This window comes from Pseudomonas sp. ADAK2, from assembly GCF_012935755.1.
GTDB lineage: Bacteria > Pseudomonadota > Gammaproteobacteria > Pseudomonadales > Pseudomonadaceae > Aquipseudomonas.
The window spans coordinates 2120679-2145471 of sequence record NZ_CP052862.1 but is presented as its reverse complement, the minus strand read 5'-3'; the positions used below and the strand labels follow the sequence as shown (position 1 = coordinate 2145471).

Genomic DNA, 24793 nt, shown 5'->3' with positions numbered 1-24793 from the left:
AAGGCAAAACGGCCTGAGGAGTGAAGCGATGAGCACGTTAAAGTGGGTTCGTAGCGTTAATGGCACCTTGGGTTGGGTCGCACCACACATGGTCGCGAGCAAAATGCGCCAGGCCTTCATGACACCGCGCACGTTCGCACCCGGTGACTGGGAATTGCCGCTGCTGGCGAAATCCGAGCGCATCACCTTGCGCTTCGGCCTCTCGGCGTTGCGCTGGGGGCAGGGCCCGACGGTCTTGCTGATGCACGGCTGGGAAGGCCGGCCGACCCAATTCGCCAGCCTGATCACCGCGCTGGTGGATGCCGGCTACACCGTAGTGGCGCTGGACGGCCCGGCCCACGGTCGTTCACCCGGGCGTGAGGCCAATGTGGTGCTGTTCGCTCGGGCCATGCTCGAAGCGGCCGCGGAGTTGCCGCCTCTGCAAGCGGTGATCGGCCACTCCATGGGCGGCGCCAGTGCGATGCTCGCCGTGCAGTTGGGGCTGCGCACCGAAACCCTGGTCACGATTGGCGCCCCGGCGCGGATTCTTGGCGTACTGCGCGGTTTTGCCCGTTATGTACGACTGCCACCGAAAGCCCGCTCGGCGTTCATCCGTCAGGTCGAGAAAGACGTCGGCATGCGCGCTGCCACCCTGGATGTCGCGCACTATCAACTCGATATGCCGGGGCTGATCGTCCACGCTGAAGACGATCGCTATGTGCCCGCCAAAGAATCGCAACTGATCCACGAAGCCTGGTTCGACAGCCGCCTGCTGCGCCTGGAAGAGGGCGGTCATCACCGCGTGATGGCAGACCCTCGGGTGATTGATGGGGTGCTATCACTGCTGTCAGGGCGCAGCCTTCAAGCGCGGCAATCAGCCTGAGCATCCGTTACACTGCCCCGGTCGAATTTATCTGACCGGGAGTGGGGCATGGGCTGGGATCGGGCAACGCCATTTATCATTGATCTGGAAGTCGGCGCCGAGGACATCGACGGGCTGGGCCACGCGAACAACGCGGTGTACGTGACCTGGCTCGAGCGCTGTGCCTGGCGCCACTCGCAACGGCTCGGCCTGGACCTGGTCGAGTACCGGCGGCTGGATCGGGCGATGGCCGTGGTGCGTCATGAGATCGATTACCTCGCTGCCGCCTATGAAGGCGATGAGTTGCAATTGGCGACCTGGATCGTCGATTGGGACCAGCGCCTGAAAATGACCCGACACTTCCAGCTCAAGCGCCCCAGCGACAACACCACGTTGCTGCGCGCGCAAACCACCTTCGTCTGCATCGAACTGTCCAGCGGCAAGCCCAAGCGCATGCCGGCGGAGTTCGTCGAGGGCTACGGCCCGGCGTTGCAAATCCCTGTTTAGGTGTCTGCCCGCGAAGGCGTCATCACAATCGCCACCGCCCCGTCTGACGAAATACCTTCTGCGCGCCGAAACCAGTAAACTGCCGCACGTTTTTCGTTGAGTGTGTTTTCCATGCAAATTGCTTTGGCGCCCATGGAGGGGTTGGTCGACAACATCCTGCGGGACGTGCTGACCCGCGTCGGCGGTATCGATTGGTGCGTAACCGAATTCATTCGGATCAACGATCAACTGCTCACGCCTGCCTATTACCACAAGTTCGGCCCTGAGCTGCTGACCGGCGCCCGTACTGCGTCCGGCGTGCCGCTGCGTGTGCAGTTGCTCGGTTCCGATCCGGTGTGCCTGGCGGAAAACGCTGCGCTGGCCTGCGAGTTGGGTTCTGAAGTCATCGACCTGAACTTCGGCTGCCCGGCCAAGACCGTCAACAAGTCCCGTGGCGGCGCGGTGTTGCTCAAAGAACCTGAACTGCTTAACCAAATAGTCGAAACCGTGCGCCGCGCGGTGCCTGCGCATATACCGGTGACCGCCAAGATGCGCCTGGGCTTCGACAGCCCGGACGGCGCGCTGGTCTGCGCCACGGCCCTGGCCGAAGGCGGTGCGGCGCACATCGTGGTGCACGCGCGGACCAAGACCGACGGCTACAAACCGCCAGCCCACTGGGAGTGGATTCCGCGGGTGCAGGACGTGGTCAAGGTCCCGGTGTTCGCCAACGGCGATATCTGGAGCGTCGAAGACTGGCGCCGCTGCCGCGAAATCAGCGGTGTCGAAGACATCATGCTCGGTCGCGGCCTGGTGTCGCGCCCGGACCTGGCCCGGCAAATCGCCGCCGCGCGCGCCGGTGAAGAGGTGGTCGAGATGACCTGGGCTGAGCTGCTGCCGTTGATCCAGGATTTCTGGCTGCAAGCCAAGGCGCAGATGACGCCGCGCCAATCGCCGGGACGCTTGAAGCAATGGCTGGCGATGCTGACCCGCAATTATCCCGAAGCGGTGGAGCTGTTTACCGTGCTGCGGCGTGAAACCGAGCTGGATCAGGTCTCGCGTTTATTGGGTCTGCGGGTCGCCGAAGCCGCCTGAAAAAAATCTGCAAAAAGTCTCTTGAAATGCAATCAGCGGTCCCTATCTAAGGGTTACGCGATGCCGAATTCGGGTCGCGGAGACAAAAAAACTTGCTGATATGTTTTCAGGAGATTTGAATCATGACGACTGCATTTTCCATGGCACCCCTGTTCCGTTCCTCGGTAGGTTTCGACCGTTTCAATGATCTGTTCGAAACCGCCTTGCGCAACGAGCCAGGCAGCACCTACCCACCTTACAACGTGGAAAAACACGGCGATGACCAATATCGCATTGTTGTAGCGGCCGCCGGCTTCCAGGAAGAAGACCTGGAGCTGCAAGTGGAAAAAGGTGTGCTGACCATCAGTGGCGGCAAGCGTGACGCGACCGAAGACGTCACCTACTTGTATCAAGGCATCGCACAGCGTGCCTTCAAACTGTCCTTCCGTCTGGCAGACCATATCGAAATCAAGGCCGCCGGCCTGAGCAACGGTTTGTTGAGCATCGACCTGTTGCGGGTCATTCCGGAAGAGGCGAAAGCCAAACGCATCCCGATCAACGGGACGCAAAAGCCAGCGTTGCAGCACTGAGTCATTCGAAGACACACATTCGTCTGAACAGGCTATAACCCGCTGAATGAAGGCCCCGACTTGTCGGGGCCTTTTTGTGTCCGGTCAAAAAAACGCCCGGCAGGCTTTGCCGCCTGGCGACGGTTTCTCTACAATCCGCGGCAGTTTTGCCGACTCCCATTCTGCCTGGTCGGCCCGGAGCTTTTTTTCATGGAAGAGATACAAAAGCGTTGGCTGTGCGGTCTTTCTGCGCCAATGGTGGCCCTCAACCCTCGTGCCGAATACGACGAGCCCGCTTTCTATTCCGATCCGGAATTTATCGACTTGCAATGCAGCTGGGGCATCAATGACCGGTCGCAGTTATTGAGCATGCTCGAAAGAATGACCGATGCCGGTCACGCCACCCACCTCAAAGAGGCGTATCGCTCATGGCAACGCTGTTTGCCCGGGGAGTGGCAGGCGTTGCTCGAGACCCTGGAACCCCGTGAGCGCATCTTGCATGAGTTTGCCAGCCGTACCTTCGAGGGCTGCGGCTCGGGGGGTATCCAGGCGTGGGATTTGGGGCGCATGGGCTTTCTGTTGCGGTGTGGCGTGCGCAACGAGTGGATCAATCTCTCCGAGAGCCTCTGGCTGCACTGGCGCCTGGCCGTCAGGGCGCAATATCACTACGACGACTGGTATTCCTATCTCAACGGATTTCTGACCGGTCGCGCATTCTGGGGCTGCCTGAGCAGCAGCGACGATACGCTGGCTTACGAACTGGACCGACAAGGGGCGTTTTCGAGCAGTCTGCGCATCGCTCGCGGCCTGGGTCGTAACATGCCGGCTTTTCTGGCCGACTTGCCTTGGCACCTGGAGCTTGATCCGCCGCAACGCCCGGCATCCTTAGGGGAGTTCGACTGGTCATGAGTTGCTGGATACGTCTGGGCATCGAGCCCACCAAAGACCAGGCACTGATTCGGGATGCCTACCGCGCGCGTCTACCGCAGCATCATCCGGAAAGTGATCCCGAAGGCTTCCAGGCACTGCGTGAAGCCTATGAAAGCGCCAACCGTTTCGCCCGGCAGGAAGAGGAGGACGTCGAAGAAGAGGATGCTGGCGTCCCTGAGATGCCGCAGACCATCGTGGATTTTTACGCGCTGCTCGAAGACCCGACGCGGCGTTTCAATCCGCAGGCCTGGCAAGTCTTTGTCAAAGCACTGGATCAATTGCCGCTGGACGCCCTCGATGACCTCAGTTGGGGGCTGTTCCACCCATTGGCCAACGCCCGTCCGTTGTCGTACCGCTGCGCGAATCTGTTGGCGCAACGGCTGGCCTGGGAGCAGCAGTTGCTGGACCTGGAGTTCGACCAGGCGAAAGAAGTCGAAGCATTCCTGCAACGGATCAAGGGTCCCGACCCGTTCGACACGACGCTGATGGGCGATTGGCCCGAGCCTGCGCAGCTGGAAACCCTCTGGTATGCCCGCAGCCTCGACTACATCTTCCAGCATCGTCCTCTGCATGAGTTCGCAGACTTCGCCAGCCACCACACCTGTTTGCCGCTGCCGGCAGATGACGCATTTATCCAGCGCTTGCTGGTGCAGTTCACTCAAGCGGGCATCGGCGGTCCCGGTCTGCGGCAAGTGTGCGTCGAACAACAGGCGCAAGCCCCCGACGATGTCGACTGGCTGTATTTGCTGGCGTGCCAAAACAGCTTGCTGGGCCTGGAGGATCAGGCGCTGCCTTGCTGGATCCGGCTGTGGCAGGAGCATCGTCATCCGAAGGCCGAAAGCCGCTTGCTGGAACTGTGCGCCAGGCGTCAGCCGGACTTTTTGGCGCTGCTGATCCAGGCATTTGATCGCCTGGAGAATTTCCGCGATTGGTCCACCGACCTCGCCGATGTCAGCCAAACTTATGGCAGCCCTTCACAACGTCCCGAGACGCTGGCGCGCTGGCTTGGGGTCGGGCAACTCGAGCTGCAAGGCTTGGCGGCCGCTTTTGTCGACTGGCGGATGACCGGGGATGAGCTGCCACTGCTGGCCTTGCTGATAGGGCAGCCTGTGGATGCCCGTTTGCAGCAGCTGTACCGGCATGCCTGGGCCTTGCACCGTGGCGATGTCGGATTGCTGCAACACATACTCGACGAACCGCAGCCGGTCGATGCCCTCGAAGGCCTGGTGCTGAGCGGGTTCAAGTATCAGGCTGCGCAGCAACTCTGCTGGCTGAATCAGGCATCGATCCCTTTGGCGCTGAAGGCGTTCCTCGGCAGTCGTTCCGCTGAGCCGCAACTGGCCGAGGAACTGGCAAAGGACGAACCCCACACCATTTGTCGCCTCTGGTTGCGCAGGCTGCGGCCTTACGATCAGTCCGCGCTGGCGCGGATCGACCGGGCATTTGATCTGCAAGACGCGCAAGCGGACGTGGACTTGCGCGGTGTGAGCCTGCTGGTCCAATTGGAACAGCGCGGCGTGGTTTTGCCGGCCATGGCCCAAGGTGAGGCGGCGTGGCAATGGCACGCGCAAACCCTGTTTCTGCTGGCGTTGCTCGACCAGCCGGAACGTTGGCTGTCGTTGATCGATTCGTCCTGCCTGGAACGGCTGGAGGTCGACCCGACTCATCCTCTGAGTCGGCTCCAGCCGCTGCTGCGGCGTTTGCAACGCGAGCAAGGGAGTTGCGCCGGTTTGCTGGGGTGGTTGCAAGCCAGCGATCCGGTGCATGGCTTGCTCGTGCAAAAGCTGTTCAACGTGCAACAGGCTCTCGACAGCGCGGCGTTGCCGGGTAACGCGCAACTCTATACCTGCATTGAAAGCGATCCTGACGCCTGCGGCGAAGATGTGTTGGGGCTGATGCTGCTCTGGGGCGTGCTGTATCACGATCCGACGCTGAATGCCGAACAGCACCGCGCGTTGTTGCAGTCCATCGCCGCCATCAGTTGCGAAGATGAATGGTTCGAAGGGTTCCGCAATGGCTTGATCAAAGGCGAACCGGTGTGGCCGCCAGAAAAGGTGTTGGCGGATTTCGGTGTCGAGAAACTGGTGGTCTATTCACTCCTCGATACCCTGAAAAGCCTGGTCCGTCATGGCGCGGCCGGGGTGCCGCGGAACAAGGTGCTAACCATCTTGCAGTACGGCAAGGACAACACCGAGAACAGCGTGGGCCTGCGTCTGGCGCTGACGGCCCTGTTGTCGTGGAACGAACGCCTGCTGCTGGCCAGCAGCGACAAACGTCCCGTGCCGGCCATGGCGTTCTGGCGCCTGGGTTCCCGACTCGGGCGCAAGGCGTTTATCGGGCAAGTGCTGGGGTGTGTGCTGTTCACCCCGTACCTGGCGTTGATGAGCGGCACTGCGCTCTCGGGCATTGGCGTGCTGTTGCTGGGCGCCTTGTTGTTGCTCGGCGCGATCCTGCGTCGCCTGCATGACATGGGCCGCGGGATTCCCACCCTGCTGATTTTTGGCTGCCTGTCGCCAGTGCTGCCGTTCATGCCTTTGCTGCTGTTCGGCTTTCCCGGCGACAAATTGCCCAACCGTTACGGTGCGCCGCCGGACAGCGGCGGTGAAGACACCTTGTCCGGCGGTTTGCAGGCGGCCCTGCGGCGGCTTAACGGCTAAAGGCGCAGTTCATCCAGGGCTTTATTGAGCTGTGAACGATGGCTGGCGATCTCCACCGATTGCTGGCCACCGAGCACGGCGGTAAAGGTATCCAGCCAATCGGCAATCTGCTCGCGTTCGTCACCCAGGCTTTGCGCCCAGGCCCGCTCCAGGCGCGCGAGTAAGGTGCGGTTGGGCAGGGTGTCGCGGGGGTGGATTTTCAGGGCGCTGAGTCGATCATGGCTGTTTTGCCGCGATTGCGGGTCGAGCCCTGTGGGGCTGCGGTCGATGCTGTGGCTGTGGCGTTCGCCGCTGGCCAGCAGGGTGACGTCGACTTCGAGCAAACCGTTGATGTCGTAGCTGAAGCGCACATCCAGCGCCTCGGTTTGTTCGCTGGGTGTCAGCGCGACGTCGAAGGCATCGATGAAAATATTGTCCCGCACCCACGGCCGCTCGCCCTGATAGACCTCAATGCGGATCAACGTTTGCTGGGGGTGACTCGTGAAAAAGCGCTTCACCCTGGACGTCGGGATCACCGTATTGCGCTCGATGATCGGCGAGAAAGCACCGCTGATGCCTTCACCGCGATTGGTCGAGATGCCCAGGGTGTAGGGGCAGACGTCGGTCAGGATCAGTTCTTCGATGGCGCTGTCCCGGGCCTTGCAGGCCGCTTGGGTGGCGGCGCCCAGCGCGACGATCGTGTCCGGGTCGAGGTGGCGATAGGGCAGGCGCCCGAACAGCGTCGCAACCATTTGCTGTACGGCCGGCATCCGCGTGGCGCCGCCGACCATCACCAGACTGTCGAGGTCCCGAGGCTTGAGCCGCGCATCACGCAGGGCTTGCTCGATGGGCGCGCGTAACCGGGCGAGCAGCGGCTCCCAGATTTTCAACGCCCCGGCTTCATCCAGCGACCATTCGCGCAATGCGCCGGCACCGTTCCAGCTCAGGTGCTGGGTGCCTTCACTGAGTTTGCATTTGAGTTGTTCCAGGGCATCGCCGAGGCTGGCCAAGCCCTGGCCATCGATCATTTGCGGGGTGAGTTGCCAGTCTTTCAGGCAGGCCTGCAGCAGCGCGGCGGTGAAGTCTTCGCCACCGAGGAAGTTGTCGCCAGTGGAAGCATGCACCTCGATCAGCGGCAGGGCGTATTCCAGCACCGTGACATCGAAGGTGCCGCCGCCCAAATCGAAAATCAGCGTGCGCTCGAACTTCTGCTCATGCAACCCGTACGCCATGGCGGCAGCGGTCGGTTCGTTGATCAGCCGCGATACCGTCAGGCCAGCCAGTTCGGCAGCAAACAGCGTGCGCTTGCGTTGCTCGTCACTGAAATACGCCGGCACCGAAATCACCGCCTCGTGCACCGGGTGGCCGAGCCAGGCTTCGGCGTCCTGCTTGAGCGAACCGATCACCAGCGCAGAAAGTTCTTCCGGGCTGAACTGGCGTCCGCCCAGTTCGAACGGCTTGTCGCTGCCCATGAAACGCTTGAACGCCGCCACCGAGCGTTCCGGGTGGGTGGTCAGGCGCGCGCGGGCGGCCTTGCCCACTAGAATGCTGTCGTCTTCATCGAGGCTGACCACGGACGGGGTGAGGACATCGCCGAGGGCGTTGGGAATCAACTGTGCCCGACCGTCCTGCCAGACGGCGATCAGGCTATTGGTGGTCCCAAGGTCGATACCCAGCAAGGCCGGGCGGGGGAGGGTTGCATCCTGCATGGTTGATCTCTTTGAGGCGGCGCAAAAAACGCGACCCTACAGGCTGAGAGAAAAACTGGCAATTACCGCAAACCTGTAGCAGCTGCCGAGCCCCAGCGAGGCTGCGTTCGGCGGCGAAGCCGTCGTAAACCCAGCGCACGCGGTTTGCCTGATCCACCGCGTCGTCTGATTTCACGGCGACTTCGTCGCCGAACGCAGCCTCGCTGGGGCTCGACAGCTGCTACGGAGGGGGCGGTGATTTATTTGAGCAGGGTCTGAAACGCCTCCACCGGCAATGGCTGGCTGTGCAGGTAGCCTTGATACAAATGGCAACCCAATCCCTGCAGAAACTCCAGTTGCTCCGGCGTCTCTACCCCTTCGGCAATTACTTCCAGTGCCAGGCTGCGGGCCATGGCGACGATGGCGCGAATGATTTCTGCGTCGTTGGGGTCGGTGGTGGCATCGCGGATGAACGACTGGTCGATTTTCAACGTGTCCACCGGCAGGCGCTTGAGGTAGGTCAGCGAGGAATAACCGGTGCCGAAGTCGTCCATGGCAAAGCTCACGCCGAGTTTTTTCAGGCGACGCATTTTGTTGATGGTGTCTTCCAGGTTCTGGATGACGATGCCTTCGGTGATTTCCAGTTTCAGCAACGAATAGGGCAGGCCGTGGCTGCTGAGGCTGCGTTCGATGCGTTCGACGAAGTCGTTCTGGCGGAATTGCCGTGGGCTGATGTTCACGCACAGGCTGAAATTGAGCGGGTCGATCCGGCCTTTGGCGATCAAGTGTTTGAAGGCAGCGCAGGCTTCATCGAGGATCCAGGTGCCGACCTCCAGGATCAATCCGCTGTCTTCCAGCACCTTGATGAACTCGGTGGGCGATTGCGCGCCGAGTTCCGGGTGGTTCCAGCGCACCAGGGCTTCGGCGCCGATGATGCGGTTGTCCTGGGCGTCCACCTGAGGCTGGTAATGCACGCTGAATTCACCCCGGGAAAGGGCCAGGCGCAAATCGGTTTCCATGCGCAAGCGTTCGCTGGCGGCCTTCTGCATGGTGTTGTGGTACATCTGCGTGGTGTTGCGCCCCGAATCCTTGGCCCGGTACAGGGCGATGTCGGCGCGCTTGAGCAGGTCGGTCGGCGTGGAACCGTGATCGGGAATCAGCGCGATGCCGATACTCGGCGTGACTTGCAGGCGCTGGCCATCGAGGAACATCGGTTCCGAGAGCAACTCGCGCAAGGTGTCCGCCAGGTCCCGCACCTGTTCGCTGACTTCGCTGCGCGAACCTTCCAGGCCACTGAGCAGCACCACGAATTCATCACCGCCGAGCCGCGCCACCGTGTCTTCCATGCGCACACTGGCTTCGAGGCGTGCGGTGATGATCTTCAGCACCGTATCGCCCACCGGGTGACCGAGGGAATCGTTGATGTGCTTGAAGTGGTCGAGGTCGAGAAACATCAAGGCGCCACGCAGGTTGTGGCGTTTGAGCAGGGCGATCTGCTGGCTCAGGCGATCCATCAGCAGCGCGCGGTTGGGCAGGTTGGTCAGCGGGTCGTGGTAGGCAAGGTGACGGATCTGCGCTTCGGCGTTTTTCAGCAGACTGACATCGCGAGCGGTCAGCAACAGGCACGCAGTTTCGTTGAGGGTGATCGGTTCGACCGAGACTTCAACGGTCAGCAGATCGCCGCGTTTGTTGCGCCCGAGCATTTCCTGGTGGTGCACGCGGCCCTTGATTTGCAGCTCGGCCAACAGCGATGAACGCTGTTTCTCTTCGGCCCAGATGCCGACCTGATACACGGTTTTGCCCACCACTTCATCGGCGCGGTAGCCGGTCAGGCGGCAGAAACCGTCATTGACCTCCAGATAGCGCCCGGTGTCGCGTTCGGTAATGGTGATGGCGTCGGGGCTGGAGTGAAACGCCTTGGCGAATTTCTCTTCGCTGGCCTTGAGCGCCGCTTCCGAGCGCTGCTGCTGGGTAATGTCGCGCAGGGTGGTGACGATGCAGGGCTGGTCGCCGACGCTGATCTGCCGGCTGGAAATCACGCAGGTCAAGGCTTGCCCGTCCTTGTGCTGGACGAGGATCGCCACATTGCTCAGGCCTTGCTCGCGGATGACCTGTTCGATCCGTTGCAGGCTTTTTGCGGATGCGTCCCACAGGCCGATTTCATCGGCGCTGCGGCCAATCACGTCGGCGGCGGTCCAGCCGAAAATCTGCGTGAAACTGGAGTTGATCTCGATGAACTCGCCGCTTTCCTGGCGCGTGACGCAGATCGGGTCCGGGCTGACCTGGAACAACGTGGCGAATTTTTCCTCCGAAGCCACCAGCAACTGTTCCCGCTCGACCTGATCGGTGATGTCCAGCAGGGTGCCGGCCATGCGCAACGGCACGCCGTTTTCATCGCGATAGAGCCGGGCGCGGCTTTCCAGGAAGCGCGAACTGCCGTCGGGCAGTTGCACGCGGTAGGTCAACTGATAATTGCCGGCCGGGCCTTCGCGCAGGCTGCGATAGGCGTTGCGCATGCTGTCCCGTTCTTCGCCGGGCACGCCTTCGAAAAATTCGTCGAAGGCTTCGTGGAACGGTTTCGGTTCCATGCCGTGCAACTGCGCCGCCCGTGCCGAGCCGTAGAGCATGCCGCTGGGGATGTGCCAGTCCCAGGTGCCGAGTTGCGCGGAGTCCAGGGCCAGGTCGAGGCGTTCCTGGCTGTCCTTGAGCGCATGTTCGGCGGCTTTGCGTTCAGTGGTGTCGAGGAAGGTGCTCAGCAGATACGGCTGGCCTTCGAGTTCGACCTTTTGCGCGCTGAGGATGCCATCGTGGACCTGACCATTGCTGGCGCGAAACTGCACTTCCATGCTGACCAGTTCACCCTTGGCCTTGGTCGCCTTGACCAGCACCGCCCGTTGCTCGGGATGCACCCACAGGCCCAGTTCCAGCGTGGTACGGCCAATCACACTTTGCACCGGCCAGCCGAACAGGCTTTCGAAATACTGGTTGGCCTCGCTGATCAAACCGTCTTCCTGGCGGGTCAGCAGCACCATGTTCGGGCACAGGTGGAACAGTGTGGCGAAGCGCTTTTCCGAGCTGCTCAGGGCCTGCTCGCGTTGACGCTGATGGGTGATTTCCCGGATGACCCCGATCATCCGCGGCCGGCCGTGCTTGTCCGGCAGCAGACTGCCGTTGATCTCCAGCCAATGCAGGCTGCCGTCGGGCCAGCGGATGCGGTGATGCATCGCCTGTTCCAGCGGCGCACCGGCAATGACCTGATGGAACGCGCGAATGGTTTTCGCCCGGTCCTCCGGTGGCAGCAGGTCGAGGTATTCCAGGTCTTTGGGCAGCGGTTGCCGCGGATCGAAGCCGAACAGCGCCTGGGTGCCCCGGGACCAACTGATCTGCCCGCGTTCGATGTCCCAATACCACGCTCCCAAGTGCGCGCCGTTGAGCGCGGCCAACAACTGCGGCGCACTTTCCCAGCTCTGCTCGGACCGCTGCGGGTCAATGGCCTGAATACGCGGCATCGGCGGAATACGGTCAACAGATTTGGGCATTGGCAGCAGGCCTTGGGCTGAATGGGGCGTTAGGCACGGGGTTTTGCAGCTCTATAGGAGTAGCACAAGTTAGCCGTGGGTCCCTGGCAGATCAATTTGTGCATCCAGCAGGGCCATAAAGGCGCGTGCCGCATTCGAAAGCGTCCTTTCCGTGTGCAGGATATAGCCTAGCTGGCGAGTGAGCTGTATGCCCGGCAAAGGTATGCGCGCCACTTGTTCATCGAGCATGGTGCGCGGCAAAACGCTCCAGGCCAGGCCGATCGAGACCATCATCTTGATCGTTTCCAGATAATTCGTGCTCATGGCGATGTTTGGCGTCAGGCCCTGGGCTTCGAACAGGCGTTGCACGATGTGATGGGTAAAGGTGTTGCCGCCGGGGAAGACCGCCGGGTGCAGGGCGATATCCGCCAGGTTGACCGCGCCGTTGCTGATCAACGAATGCTCCGGGGCCACCACGAAATCCAGCGGGTCGTCCCACACCGGCGTGGCCTTGACCAGTGCGTGCGGCTCCGGGGCCAGGGTGATGACTGCCAGTTCGGCGCGGCCATGGAGGATTTCTTCGTAGGCCACTTCCGAATCGAGGAACTGAATATCCAGCGCCACTTGTGGGTAACGGCGGGTGAATTCCCTTAATAAGGGCGGCAAGCGGTGTAAACCGATGTGGTGACTGGTGGCCAGGGTCAGGCGGCCGCTGACTTCGCCGGTCAGGTTGGTCAGGGCGCGGCGGGTGTCGTCCAGCACGTTGAGAATCTGATAAGCCCGTGGCAGCAGGGCGCGGCCGGCCTCGGTCAGGCCGACTTCACGGCCCAGGCGATCAAACAAGCGCACCTTTAATTGCTGCTCCAGCCCGGCAATGCGCTTGCTGATCGCCGGTTGGGTCAAGTGCAGCCGTTCGCCCGCGCCGGAGAAGCTGCCGGTCTCGGCAATCGCGATAAAAGCGTTGAGGTTGGCCAGGTCCATTGTGGTATTCCAGTTGGTTATCCAAAGCATGAAAAATATGAATTTGAGTTATTTAATGTAACCCCCTAGGATCGGCCTCACAAGCCAAGGGGTTATTGAACCGCTGCACGACCCAAGGCATAGAAAATAGAAACAAGCTGATGAGGACCGTCTGATGGCCGGCAAAACGCTTTACGACAAGCTCTGGGATTCCCATGAAGTGAAACGGCGCGACGATGGGTCGTCGCTGATCTATATCGACCGCCACATCATCCATGAAGTGACTTCGCCCCAAGCTTTCGAAGGCCTGCGCCTGGCCGGGCGCAAGCCTTGGCGTGTCGACTCGATCATCGCCACCCCGGACCACAACGTACCGACCACCCCGGATCGCAAGGGCGGCATCGAGGCGATCACCGACCAGGTCTCGCGTTTGCAGGTTCAGACCCTCGATGACTATTGCGACGAATACGGCATCACCGAGTTCAAAATGAACGACGTGCGCCAGGGCATCGTTCACGTGATCGGCCCGGAGCAAGGCGCAACATTGCCGGGCATGACCGTGGTCTGCGGCGACTCGCACACCTCGACCCACGGCGCGTTCGGCGCCTTGGCTCACGGCATCGGCACTTCCGAGGTGGAGCACGTGTTCGCCACCCAGTGCCTGGTCGCCAAGAAAATGAAAAACATGCTGGTCTCGGTCGAGGGCAAATTGCCGTTCGGCGTGACTGCCAAGGACATCGTGCTGGCAGTGATTGGCAAGATCGGCACTGCCGGCGGTAACGGCCACGCCATCGAGTTCGCCGGCAGTGCGATTCGCGACTTGTCCATCGAAGGCCGCATGACCATCTGCAACATGTCCATCGAGGCCGGCGCTCGCGTAGGTCTGGTGGCCGCAGACGAAAAAACCGTGGAGTACGTCAAGGGCCGCCCATTCGCCCCGAAAGGTGCGGAGTGGGACATGGCGGTCGAAGCCTGGAAAGACCTGGTTTCCGACGCTGATGCGGTGTTCGACACCGTGGTTGAGCTCGACGCGACCCAGATCAAGCCGCAAGTCAGCTGGGGCACTTCGCCCGAAATGGTCTTGGCCGTTGATCAAAACGTGCCAGACCCGGCGAAGGAAATGGACCTGGTCAAACGCGGTTCCATCGAACGCGCCTTGAAGTACATGGGTTTGAGCGCCAATCAGGCGATCACCGATATTCAGCTGGACCGCGTATTCATTGGTTCCTGCACCAACTCGCGGATCGAAGACCTGCGTGCCGCGGCGGTGATCGCCAAGGGCCGCAAAGTCGCTTCGACCATCAAGCAGGCCATCGTGGTGCCGGGCTCGGGCCTGGTGAAGGCGCAAGCCGAGGCTGAAGGCCTGGACAAGATTTTCCTCGAAGCCGGTTTCGAGTGGCGTGAACCGGGTTGCTCGATGTGCCTGGCGATGAACCCGGACCGCCTGGAGTCGGGCGAGCATTGCGCTTCGACCTCCAACCGCAACTTCGAAGGGCGTCAGGGCGCCGGTGGCCGTACGCACCTGGTCAGCCCGGCCATGGCCGCTGCCGCTGCCGTCAACGGTCGTTTCATCGACGTTCGCGAACTGATCTGAGGAACCGCACATGAGAGCTTTTACCCAACACACCGGTTTGGTCGCGCCATTGGACCGGGCCAACGTCGACACCGACCAGATCATTCCAAAGCAGTTTCTGAAGTCGATCAAGCGCACCGGTTTTGGCCCGAACCTGTTTGACGAGTGGCGCTACCTGGACGTGGGCTATGCCTACCAGGACAACTCCAAGCGTCCGTTGAACAAGGATTTCGTGCTCAACGCCGAACGTTACCAGGGCGCCAGCGTGTTGCTGGCCCGAGAAAACTTCGGTTGCGGCTCCAGCCGTGAGCATGCGCCGTGGGCCTTGGAAGAGTACGGTTTCCGCAGCATCATCGCGCCGAGCTACGCCGACATTTTCTACAACAACAGCTTCAAGAACGGCTTGCTGCCGATCATCTTGAGCGACGCTGAGGTTGATGAACTTTTCCAGCAGGTCGAAGCCAATCCGGGTTACCAGTTGACGGTCGACCTGCAAGCCCAGACCGTGACCCGGCCGGATGGCAAGGTTTACCGCTTCGAATTGGATGAATTCCGCAAGCATTGCCTGGTGAATGGCCTCGATGACATTGGCCTGACCTTGATGGATCACGAGGCGATTGCGTCGTTTGAAAGCAAGCACCGGGCGAGTCAGCCTTGGTTGTTTCGCGACGTTTGATTTTGCGTAAGGCGGGATGACGCCTTCGCGGGCAAGCCCAGACACCACAAGACTTAACCCCAAAAAGGAAGTCCCCCATGACCCAGCACAGCCAAGTCGTACAAAAGCAGTTCGGTGAACAGGCTTCCGCCTATCTGAGCAGCGCCGTTCACGCTCAAGGCACCGAATTCGCACTGCTACAGGCTGAACTGGCCGGGCAGGGCGGCGCCCGCGTGCTGGACCTGGGTTGCGGCGCCGGTCATGTTGGTTTTCACGTGGCGTCGCTGGTGAAGGAAGTGGTGGCCTACGACCTGTCCCAGCAAATGCTCGACGTGGTCGCCGCAGCGGCGATTGATCGCGGTTTCAGTAATGTCACCACGGTCAACGGTGCCGCCGAGCGCCTGCCGTTCGCCGATGGCGAGTTCGACTTCGTGTTCAGCCGTTATTCGGCGCACCATTGGAGCGATCTCGGCCTGGCCCTGCGCGAAGTGCGTCGGGTGCTGAAGCCGGACGGGGTGGCGGCGTTTATCGATGTGTTGTCGCCGGGTAGTCCATTGTTCGACACCTACCTGCAAAGCGTCGAAGTGCTGCGTGACACCAGCCATGTGCGCGATTATTCCGCCGGCGAGTGGTTGCGCCAGGTCAGCGAAGCGGGGTTGCATACCCGCAGCACCACCCGCCAACGGCTGCGTTTGGAGTACACCTCCTGGGTCGAACGCATGCGCACGCCCGAAGTGATGCGCGCGGCGATCCGCGAGTTGCAGCAGTCGATGGGCAATGAAGTGCGTGAATATTTTGAGATTGAGGCCGATGGTTCGTTCAGTACCGATGTACTGGTGCTGATGGCAGAACGATAGAATTTTTCCGGGCGCGCCCAAGGCGCACCGACTGATGACATGAGGAAAGCATGAGCAAGCAGATTCTGATTCTCCCAGGTGACGGTATTGGCCCGGAAATCATGGCCGAAGCGGTCAAAGTGCTGGAACTGGCCAACACCAAGTACAGCCTGGACTTCGAGCTGAGCCACGACGTGATCGGCGGCGCCGCCATCGATAAGCACGGCGTGCCCTTGGCCGACGAAACCCTGGATCGCGCCCGCGCGGCCGACGCCGTACTGCTGGGCGCCGTGGGCGGCCCGAAATGGGACACCATCGAGCGCGACATCCGCCCTGAGCGCGGTCTGCTGAAGATCCGCGCGCAACTGGGTCTGTTCGGCAACCTGCGTCCGGCGATCCTGTACCCGCAACTGGCCGAGGCTTCCAGCCTGAAGCCGGAAATCGTTGCGGGCCTGGACATCCTGATCGTCCGTGAACTGACCGGCGGCATCTACTTCGGCGCCCCGCGCGGCACCCGTGTTCTGGAAAATGGTGAGCGCCAGGCCTACGACACCCTGCCATACAGCGAAAGCGAGATTCGCCGTATCGCCCGGGTCGGTTTCGACATGGCCATGGTCCGCGGCAAAAAGCTCTGCTCGGTGGACAAGGCCAACGTGCTGGCGTCCAGCCAACTGTGGCGTGAAATCGTCGAGCAAGTGGCCAAGGATTACCCTGAAGTCGAACTGAGCCACATGTACGTCGATAACGCCGCGATGCAACTGGTGCGTGCACCTAAGCAGTTCGACGTGATCGTTACCGACAACCTGTTCGGCGACATCCTCTCCGACCAGGCGTCGATGCTCACCGGTTCCATTGGCATGCTGCCGTCGGCGTCCCTGGACACCAACAACAAGGGCATGTACGAGCCGTGCCACGGTTCGGCGCCGGACATCGCCGGCAAAGGCATTGCCAACCCGTTGGCGACTATCCTGTCCGTGTCGATGATGCTGCGTTACAGCTTCAACCTGCAGGATGCGGCCGATGCCATCGAGAAGGCCGTCAGTCTGGTATTGGACCAGGGCCTGCGCACCGGCGACATCTGGTCGAACGGTTGCACTAAAGTCGGTACGCAGGAAATGGGCGACGCAGTAGTCGCCGCGCTGCGGAATCTGTAATCTCTCGGGCCCGCTGCCACTTTCACCCATGAAAGCAGCGGCCCACTTTTTCAAGAAGGTGTAGTTGCGATGAAACGTGTAGGTCTGATCGGTTGGCGCGGTATGGTCGGTTCCGTGCTCATGCAGCGGATGCTGGAAGAGCAGGATTTCGATCTTATCGAGCCGGTGTTTTTCACCACTTCCAATGTCGGTGGCCAAGGCCCGTCCGTGGGCAAGGACATTGCTCCGCTCAAGGACGCTTACAGCATTGAAGAGCTGAAAACCCTCGATGTGATTCTGACCTGCCAGGGTGGCGACTACACCAGTGAAGTGTTCCCGAAACTGCGCGAAGCCGGCTGGCAGGGTTACTGGATCGACGCCGCTTCCAGCCTGCGCATGCAGGACGACGCGGTGATCGTGCTGGACCCGGTGAACCGCAAGGTCATCGACCAGCAGCTCGACGCGGGCACCAAAAACTACATCGGCGGCAACTGCACCGTCAGCCTGATGCTGATGGGCCTGGGCGGCTTGTTCGAAGCCGGCCTGGTCGAGTGGATGAGCGCCATGACCTATCAGGCGGCCTCCGGTGCCGGCGCGCAGAACATGCGTGAACTGATCAAGCAAATGGGCGCGACCCACGCCGCTGTCGCTGATCAACTGGCCGACCCGGCCAGCGCGATCCTCGACATCGACCGCCGTGTGGCCGAAGCCATGCGCAGCGACGCGTACCCGACCGAAAACTTCGGTGTTCCGCTGGCCGGCAGCCTGATCCCGTGGATCGACAAGGAACTGCCGAATGGCCAGAGCCGCGAAGAGTGGAAGGCCCAGGCCGAGACCAACAAGATCCTCGGTCGCTTCAAGAGCCCGATCCCGGTCGACGGCATCTGCGTGCGCATCGGCGCCATGCGCTGCCACAGCCAGGCGCTGACCATCAAGCTGAACAAAGACGTGCCAATCGCCGACATCGAAGGGCTGATCAGCCAGCACAACCCTTGGGTCAAACTGGTGCCGAACAGCCGCGAAGCGAGCATTCAGGAACTGAGCCCGACGAAAGTCACCGGCACCCTGAACGTACCGGTGGGCCGTCTGCGCAAGCTGAACATGGGTACTCAGTACTTGGGCGCGTTCACCGTTGGCGACCAGTTGCTGTGGGGCGCGGCCGAACCGCTGCGTCGCATGCTGCGGATCCTGCTTGAGCGTTGATCGCTTGAAGTTGTGAAAGAACCCGCACCTTGAAAGAGGTGCGGGTTTTTTTATCCCCACCGATCGTTCCCACGCCCCGCGTCCGATCGTTCCCACGCTCTGCGTGGGAATGCCGCCATGGACGCTCTGCGTCCGCTGTCGAGGCTGTGACGCGGAGCGTCACGGGATGCATTCCCACGCAGAGCGTGGGAACGATCGCGGTGGGCAGAAATTGCCTGCACGCCACCCACCCGGTAAAGTGCCGCTCCCCCCGTTTCGCCAGAGGTAGAACCATGAGCCAGTCCTTCGATATTGCCGTGATCGGCGCCACCGGTACTGTCGGCGAAACGCTGGTGCAGATTCTCGAAGAGCGGGATTTCCCGGTCGGCAACCTGCACTTGCTGGCCAGCAGTGAATCCGCCGGGCATTCAGTGCCGTTTCGCGGCAAGAACGTGCGGGTGCGGGAAGTCGATGAGTTTGACTTCAGCAAGGTGCAACTGGTGTTTTTCGCCGCGGGACCGGCCGTGACCCTGAGTTTCGCCTCCCGCGCCCGCGCCGCCGGTTGCTCGCTGATTGACCTGTCCGGCGCTTTGCCAGCGGATGAAGCACCGCAAGTGGTGCCGGAAGCCAACGCCCAGGTGTTGGCCGGACTGAAAAAACCGTTCCAGGTCAGCAGCCCGAGCCCGTCGGCTACCACTTTGGCCGTGGTGCTCGCGCCGTTGCTTGCAGTGATCGACCTGCAACGCATCAACGTCACCGCCAGCCTGGCCGTTTCCGCCCAAGGCCGCGAAGCCGTCACCGAGCTGGCGCGGCAGACGGCCGAATTGCTCAACGTGCGTCCGCTGGAACCGACGTTCTTCGATCGGCAGATGGCGTTCAACCTGTTGGCTCAGGTCGGCAAACCCGATGAGCAAGGCCATACGCTGCTGGAAAAACGCCTGGTGCGTGAGCTGCGTCAGGTCATGGCGCTGCCTTTATTAAAGATTTCCGCTACTTGCATTCAAGCCCCGGTGTTTTTTGGCGATAGCTTTAGCGTGACCTTGCAGTCATCGAGTGCTGTCGACCTGGCCAAGGTGAACGCTGCCCTGGAAGACGCACCGGGCATCGAACTGGTGGAAGCCGGTGATTATCCGACCGCGGTAGGTGACGCGGTAGGGCAGGATGTGGTCTACGTTGGTCGGGTTCGCAGCGGTGTCGACGACCTGTCGGAACTTAATTTGTGGTTGACGTCAGATAACGTACGCAAAGGCGCCGCGCTCAATGCTGTGCAGGTGGCTGAATTGTTGATAAAAGACCTGCTGTAAAAGATACTTGGCAACAATTTGTCGAATGATTCTAGCCGAGCGCTATGCTTGGCCGGAGTGCTTGACGGCAAGTCACCCTGTGCGGCTTCCCGGGCAGCAAAGAAACGATCGCGCGCGACGACCCCTTCGCCGCCGCGCGCAATGCCTTACGGCAGCGACTTTCAACACCTTCTCGCTGGCCGAGGAATGTTCAAACAAAGGATGAGGCTATGGTTCAAGTTCGCAAACTGGTGTTAGCAATAGCGGCCGCCTCGGCGCTGTCCTCCGGTATGGCGCATGCCCTCGGGCTCGGGGAACTGACCCTGAAGTCGACGCTGAACCAGCCCCTGGTGGCAGAAATCGAGCTGCTCGATGTCAAGGACCTCACCGCTGCCGAAGTGGTGCCGAGCCTGGCCTCGCCGGAAGATTTCGCCAAGGCCGGGGTTGATCGCCAGGCCTTCCTCAATGACCTGACCTTCACCCCGGTGCTCAACGCCAGCGGCAAAAGCATCCTGCGCGTGACGTCCAGCAAACCGCTCTCCGAGCCGATGGTGAAATTCCTCGTGCAGGTGATGTGGCCTAACGGTCGTTTGCTGCGCGACTACAGCGTGCTGCTCGATCCGTCCAAATTTTCGCCGCAAACCGCCGATGCCGCCGCGCAACCGGCGCCGTCCCAAGCGGTCACCGCGCCAACCACCGGCGCCACCAAGCCGTCGACCTACACCACCACGCCGCGCGATACCCTGTGGGAAATCGCGGCCAAGGCGCGTAATGGCGGTTCGGTGCAGCAAACCATGCTGGCGATCCAGGCGTTGAACCCGGATGCCTTTATCAACGGCAACATCAACCTGCTGAAAACCGGCCAGGTCCTGCGCATGCCGGATCAGGTGCAAAGCACCAGCCTGGCGCAACCCAAGGCCATCGCTGAAGTCGCCGCGCAGAACACCGCGTGGCGCCAGGGCCGCCGTTATGTGGCCAAGCCTGGCACTGGGCAGCAGCAGTTGGATGCCACCAAGCGTGGTCGCGGCGATGCCGCTTCGACCCAAGCGGCGAAAGACAAGCTGAGCCTGGTGTCTGCCGAATCTGGCAAGGGCGGTAAAGGTGCGGCGGGTGATGCGAAGAATCTGAGCAACAAACTGGCGGTGACTCAGGAGAGCCTGGACACGACCCGTCGTGACAACGCCGAACTGAAAAGCCGCATGACCGATCTGCAAAGTCAGCTGGACAAGCTGCAACGCCTGATCGAACTGAAAAACAATCAACTGGCCAAGTTGCAGGCTGAAGGTGCTGCTCCAGCGACACTGGATGCACCTGCGGCAGCGACTGCTCCGGCAATCTCGGCCGAGCTGACACCTGCGCCGACACCGGCGGCAACCCCGACGGAAGCGGCACCGGCAACGCCTGCACCGGTGGTGACGGCCCCTGAGGCCACTCCGGCCCCGGCAGAAACGCCCGTCGAGCCGACTCCGGCAGTTTCCAACGAGCAGAAATTCAACGACCTGCTGACCAACCCGATTCTGTTGGGCCTGGTCGGTGGCGGCGCCATCGTCCTGCTGCTGTTGCTGTTGCTGCTGGCCCGTCGCCGCAAAGCCCAGCAAGAAGCCGAAAAGCATCTGCGCATGGCGCGAGCCCTGGCCGAAGAGCAGGAGTTCTCTCCTGAACAAGATTTGCCGGAAAGCAGCTTCGAAGGCCTTGAAGTGCCGCCGCCCGCCGTTAAGCTGGCCAAGGCCCCAGCGCCGACACCTGCACCCGCTCCGGCTCCGGCTCCGATCATTGAGCCAGTCGTGGTCGCCCCAGTGATTGCCGCGCCGCTGGTTTCCCCGGCCGCCGAACGCAATGATGACGTCCTGGCTCACGCCCAGTCGCACATCACTGCCGGTCGTCTGAATCAGGCGGCTGCTCTGCTCGAAGACGGCATCAAGCAGGAACCGCAACGCAGTGACCTGCGCCTGAAGCTGATGGAAGTCTACGGTCAGCAAGGCGATCGTGATGCTTTCGTGGCCCAGGAGCGTCAGCTGGTAGCCAATGGCGATAACTTCGCCCAAGTCGAACAGCTGAAAAGCCGTTTCCCGGCCATGGCACTCGCCGCCGCGGGTGGCATCGCTGCCGCCGCTATCGCTGCAGAACTGGATGCCCAGTACGTCAAGGATCTGCTGCTGGATGAACCTGAAGTCCCGGCACCGGCTCCGGCCGCCGATGATCTCGACAGCGCCTTCGACTTGAGCCTGGATGACCTGGAAAATGCTTCTCCGGCCGTGGTCGCTCCGACACCGGAACCGGAAGCCTTGGCAGAGCTGGACGAATTTCCGCTGGACGACGACCTGAGCTTTGAATCGGTGCTGCAACAGCAGACCGACATCAAGGAAAACCTCGACGACCTGTCGGACTTCGATCTGGACCTGGACCTCGGTGGCGACGCTTCGCCAGCGACCCTGGCCGAAGATGATTTCCTGCTCGACCTGGATGAGGGCGTCAAGGACTTGCCTGCCGTCGACGCACCAGTCGTGACCGAAGCGGCGCTGGATGACCTGGAACTGCCGGCGGACTTCGACCTGTCCCTGGCTGACGAAATGGACGTCCCTGAGCCGAAGGATGCGTTTGCCGCTGAGTTGGACGACGTCAACGCCGAGCTGGATCGTTTGTCCCAGAGCATGGGTGAACCAACCTTCACTGCTGAAGACGCGGCCGCTTCCGTGGCCGACGAGCCGGAGTTCGACTTCCTCTCCGGTACCGACGAAGTCGCCACCAAACTCGATCTGGCCCAGGCCTACATCGACATGGGCGACAACGATGGCGCCCGGGACATCCTCAATGAGGTGGTGACCGAGGGTGATGCAGGGCAGAAGAGCGAAGCCAAGGAAATGCTCTCGCGCCTGGCTTGATGGTCAGTGAGTTGTAAAAAAACGGCAGCCCATTGAGGCTGCCGTTTTTGTTGGTGAAGCAAAAAGATCGCAGTCTTAACTCAACAAATCCTCATAAAACGCCCCGAATGGACGGGTAGGGTGGGCAATCTGGATCTCCAGAATCCACAACCCCACATTCGGGCAGTCCTCGAAATGACCCAAATCCCCGGCACGATAGATCGCATGCGGGAAATCACTGACCCGATGGCCCTTGATCTCCAGGTTCAACTTCCAGCCCATCGCCGTGGCCTGTTCGTCGGCATAGCGATACAGCTCAGGACCGGCTACCTGCTGTGTGCGCCAGTAATCGTGGACCTGATCGAACAGGGTTTTCGCCGCCACGGCGCATGCCTTCATCTCCGGATCATCGCCGACAGTGAACGTCGCGCCCGAGTCGCCTTCATGGCGATCCCAGACCACGCCGAGGTCGATAAAGAAAATATCGTTCTCAGCCAACACCGGATCGCCGTCGGAACGTTGCTTGAAGGTTTTCAGGGTGTTTTCGCCGAAACGGATTTTCGACGGGTGCCAGATGCGGTCCATGCCCAGTTCGTTCAGCACTTCCAGGCTCATCGCCTGGGCTTCGGATTCCAGCATGCCGGGTTTGACGCGGCGGGCCATTTCGTCGATAGCTTCCCAGGTCTTGCGTTTGGCGTGGAGCATGCCTTCCAGGCTATACGCCAGGCCGACGGCTTCCTTGTTTGCAATGGCGGTCATCATCAGGTCTCGTTTTTTGTGTTTTCGTTGTGTATTTGTCTATATAGCGAAGTCGGTAGGCGTGATGCAATGGCACACAGCTCTGGCGTCCCGGACTTGCGGCCTTATAATGCCCGCCTTTGCGTACATCAGCAGGCTGTCACCCCTTGGCAAATATAGATAATCCGGCTGCCGAAATGGCGGCCGACGGCTTTTTCCGGATCGCGCTGGGCGTTGAATACAAAGGCTCGCGTTATCGCGGCTGGCAGCGCCAGGCCTCTGGCGTGTTGACGGTGCAGGAAACCCTCGAAAACGCCTTGTCCAAAGTCGCCGATTCGCCGGTGTCGCTGCATTGCGCCGGGCGTACCGACGCGGGTGTGCATGCCTGCGGCCAAGTGGTGCATTTCGATACCCAGGTCGAGCGTTCGCTCAAAGCCTGGGTCATGGGCGCCAACATCAATTTGCCCCACGACGTCAGCGTCAGCTGGGCCCAAGTCATGCCGCCGCACTTTCATGCGCGCTTCAAGGCCATCGCCCGGCGTTATCGCTATGTGATCTACAACGATCAGATCCGCCCGGCGCACCTGAACGAAGAAATCACCTGGAACCACCGTCCGCTGGACGCCGAGCGCATGGCCGAAGCCGCGCAGTATCTGGTCGGCACCCATGATTTCAGCGCCTTTCGTGCCGGGCAATGCCAGGCCAAATCGCCGATCAAGGAGCTGCACCACCTGCGGGTCAGCCGCCACGGCAAGATGATCGTGCTGGATATTCGCGCCAGCGCTTTCCTGCACCACATGGTGCGCAACATCGCCGGGGTATTGATGACCATCGGGTCGGGCGAGCGCCCGGTGGAGTGGATGAAGGAAGTGCTGGAGAGCCGCGTTCGCCGTTCCGGCGGCGTCACGGCGCACCCGTACGGCCTGTATCTGGTGCAGGTGGAGTACCGCGACGAGTTCCCGTTGCCGGACCGTTATATCGGGCCGCACTTCCTCACCGGTTTCAGCGAACTTGACGGCTGACGCCCTCGAACGCATTTGTTACCATCCGGGACTTTCTCGGATTTGCCTTGGGGTTCTATCGACATGTCAGCCGTTCGCAGCAAGATTTGCGGGATTACCCGCATAGAAGATGCGTTGGCGGCAGTCGAGGCCGGGGCTGATGCCATCGGATTTGTGTTTTACGCCAAAAGCCCACGGGCGGTGACGTTTGCGCAGGCGAGGGCGATCATCAAGGCCTTGCCACCGTTCGTGACCACCGTGGGTTTGTTCGTCAATGCCAGTCGCTGCGAGTTGGGGGAAATCCTCGACGCGGTGCCGCTGGACCTGTTGCAGTTCCACGGTGACGAAACCGCCGACGAGTGCGAAAGCTGGAATCGCCCGTACATCAAGGCCCTGCGGGTCAAGGCCGGGGATGACATAGCGGCGGCGTGCCATGCGTTCCCAAGTGCCAGCGGTATTTTGCTCGACGCCTATGTTGAAGGCGTGCCGGGCGGAACCGGCGAAGCGTTCGACTGGTCACTGATACCGCAAGGCTTGAGCAAGCCGATTATCCTTGCCGGCGGTCTCAATCCCGATAACGTCGCCGAAGCCGTTGCCAGGGTTCGGCCGTATGCCGTGGACGTCAGCGGTGGGGTAGAGGCGAGCAAGGGCATCAAGGATCACGCAAAGATCCAGGCATTCATCAAAGCGGTACGTGATGTGACGGCTGGCTAACGGCCGCCGTCCACAGCTCTGTAGAAAAGAGGCTGAGGGTTTTTCGGGTTGTACGCAGGTCAGTTTTTCTGACCCGGCCATCCATCGATCATCGCCACACACATGAATTTAGCTCAAG

19 protein-coding genes are annotated in these 24793 nt (G+C 61.2%); 15 read left to right on the top strand and 4 right to left on the bottom strand.

The features are described from left to right. Positions 1–28 precede the first annotated feature (28 nt). From HKK52_RS09925 to HKK52_RS09900, 6 genes are all read left to right on the top strand, one after another. Positions 29–862 carry an alpha/beta fold hydrolase gene (locus HKK52_RS09925; protein ID WP_169370677.1) on the top strand — a complete coding sequence of 278 codons (834 nt, stop codon included), beginning with the start codon at positions 29–31 and terminating at the stop codon, positions 860–862. Positions 863–910: 48 nt separating this feature from the next. Beyond that, entirely contained in the window at positions 911–1348 is a 438-nt protein-coding gene (locus HKK52_RS09920; protein WP_169370676.1) for an acyl-CoA thioesterase, read from the top strand. Between the two features lie 111 nt (positions 1349–1459). After that, a complete protein-coding gene (locus HKK52_RS09915) occupies positions 1460–2419 on the top strand; it encodes a tRNA dihydrouridine synthase (RefSeq protein WP_169370675.1) in 960 nt (319 codons plus the stop codon). 122 nt (positions 2420–2541) lie between these two features. Next, on the top strand, positions 2542–2988 hold the full coding sequence (locus HKK52_RS09910; protein WP_123403565.1) for an Hsp20 family protein: 447 nt from the start codon (positions 2542–2544) through the stop codon (positions 2986–2988). Between the two features lie 189 nt (positions 2989–3177). Continuing rightward, positions 3178–3876 carry a DUF1266 domain-containing protein gene (locus HKK52_RS09905; RefSeq protein WP_169370674.1) on the top strand — a complete coding sequence of 233 codons (699 nt, stop codon included), beginning with the start codon at positions 3178–3180 and terminating at the stop codon, positions 3874–3876. Then, a complete protein-coding gene (locus HKK52_RS09900) occupies positions 3873–6554 on the top strand; it encodes a DUF805 domain-containing protein (RefSeq protein WP_169370673.1) in 2682 nt (893 codons plus the stop codon). Before HKK52_RS09905 ends, HKK52_RS09900 begins: the two co-directional genes overlap by 4 nt. Here the strand turns inward: HKK52_RS09900 and HKK52_RS09895 are convergent. The 3 genes from HKK52_RS09895 to HKK52_RS09885 all read right to left on the bottom strand — a co-directional run bounded on the left by HKK52_RS09895 (position 6551) and on the right by HKK52_RS09885 (position 12720). After that, a complete protein-coding gene (locus HKK52_RS09895) occupies positions 6551–8242 on the bottom strand; it encodes a molecular chaperone HscC (protein ID WP_169370672.1) in 1692 nt (563 codons plus the stop codon). The genes HKK52_RS09900 and HKK52_RS09895 overlap by 4 nt on opposite strands. 239 nt (positions 8243–8481) lie before the next feature. Then, positions 8482–11760: a sensor domain-containing protein gene (locus HKK52_RS09890; RefSeq protein WP_169370671.1), complete on the bottom strand. Its 3279-nt coding sequence runs from the start codon at positions 11758–11760 to the stop codon at positions 8482–8484. Between the two features lie 69 nt (positions 11761–11829). Beyond that, positions 11830–12720 (bottom strand): LysR family transcriptional regulator, encoded by an 891-nt coding sequence (locus HKK52_RS09885; RefSeq protein ID WP_169370670.1) that lies wholly within the window; start codon positions 12718–12720, stop codon positions 11830–11832. A 154-nt stretch (positions 12721–12874) separates the two neighbouring features. Here HKK52_RS09885 and leuC point away from each other — a divergent pair, with 154 nt between their 5' ends. The 7 genes from leuC to HKK52_RS09850 all read left to right on the top strand — a co-directional run bounded on the left by leuC (position 12875) and on the right by HKK52_RS09850 (position 22243). After that, positions 12875–14293, top strand: a complete 1419-nt coding sequence (gene leuC, locus HKK52_RS09880) for a 3-isopropylmalate dehydratase large subunit (RefSeq protein ID WP_149658899.1) — start codon at positions 12875–12877, stop codon at positions 14291–14293. Between the two features lie 10 nt (positions 14294–14303). Further along, complete coding sequence (leuD, locus tag HKK52_RS09875; RefSeq protein WP_169370669.1) at positions 14304–14948, top strand: 3-isopropylmalate dehydratase small subunit; 645 nt, start codon at positions 14304–14306, stop codon at positions 14946–14948. Between the two features lie 77 nt (positions 14949–15025). Continuing rightward, positions 15026–15784 (top strand): class I SAM-dependent methyltransferase, encoded by a 759-nt coding sequence (locus HKK52_RS09870; RefSeq protein WP_169370668.1) that lies wholly within the window; start codon positions 15026–15028, stop codon positions 15782–15784. Between the two features lie 50 nt (positions 15785–15834). Beyond that, the gene (gene leuB, locus HKK52_RS09865; protein ID WP_169370667.1) at positions 15835–16917 is read left to right on the top strand and encodes a 3-isopropylmalate dehydrogenase; all 1083 of its coding nucleotides are present in this window, start codon (positions 15835–15837) and stop codon (positions 16915–16917) included. Positions 16918–16986: 69 nt separating this feature from the next. After that, positions 16987–18099 (top strand): aspartate-semialdehyde dehydrogenase, encoded by a 1113-nt coding sequence (gene asd, locus HKK52_RS09860; protein ID WP_149658895.1) that lies wholly within the window; start codon positions 16987–16989, stop codon positions 18097–18099. 272 nt (positions 18100–18371) lie between these two features. Then, positions 18372–19382 carry an aspartate-semialdehyde dehydrogenase gene (locus tag HKK52_RS09855; protein WP_169370666.1) on the top strand — a complete coding sequence of 337 codons (1011 nt, stop codon included), beginning with the start codon at positions 18372–18374 and terminating at the stop codon, positions 19380–19382. A gap of 209 nt (positions 19383–19591) precedes the next feature. Beyond that, complete coding sequence (locus HKK52_RS09850) at positions 19592–22243, top strand: FimV family protein (RefSeq protein ID WP_169370665.1); 2652 nt, start codon at positions 19592–19594, stop codon at positions 22241–22243. A gap of 75 nt (positions 22244–22318) precedes the next feature. Here HKK52_RS09850 and HKK52_RS09845 read toward each other — a convergent pair whose 3' ends face one another. Beyond that, on the bottom strand, positions 22319–22981 hold the full coding sequence (locus tag HKK52_RS09845) for a M24 family metallopeptidase (protein ID WP_169370664.1): 663 nt from the start codon (positions 22979–22981) through the stop codon (positions 22319–22321). A gap of 176 nt (positions 22982–23157) precedes the next feature. Between HKK52_RS09845 and truA the strand changes: the two genes are divergently transcribed. Both truA and HKK52_RS09835 read left to right on the top strand, forming a co-directional pair. Then, the gene (truA, locus tag HKK52_RS09840) at positions 23158–23982 is read left to right on the top strand and encodes a tRNA pseudouridine(38-40) synthase TruA (protein WP_169374222.1); all 825 of its coding nucleotides are present in this window, start codon (positions 23158–23160) and stop codon (positions 23980–23982) included. A 63-nt stretch (positions 23983–24045) separates the two neighbouring features. Next, complete coding sequence (locus HKK52_RS09835) at positions 24046–24675, top strand: phosphoribosylanthranilate isomerase (RefSeq protein ID WP_169370663.1); 630 nt, start codon at positions 24046–24048, stop codon at positions 24673–24675. Positions 24676–24793 lie beyond the last annotated feature (118 nt).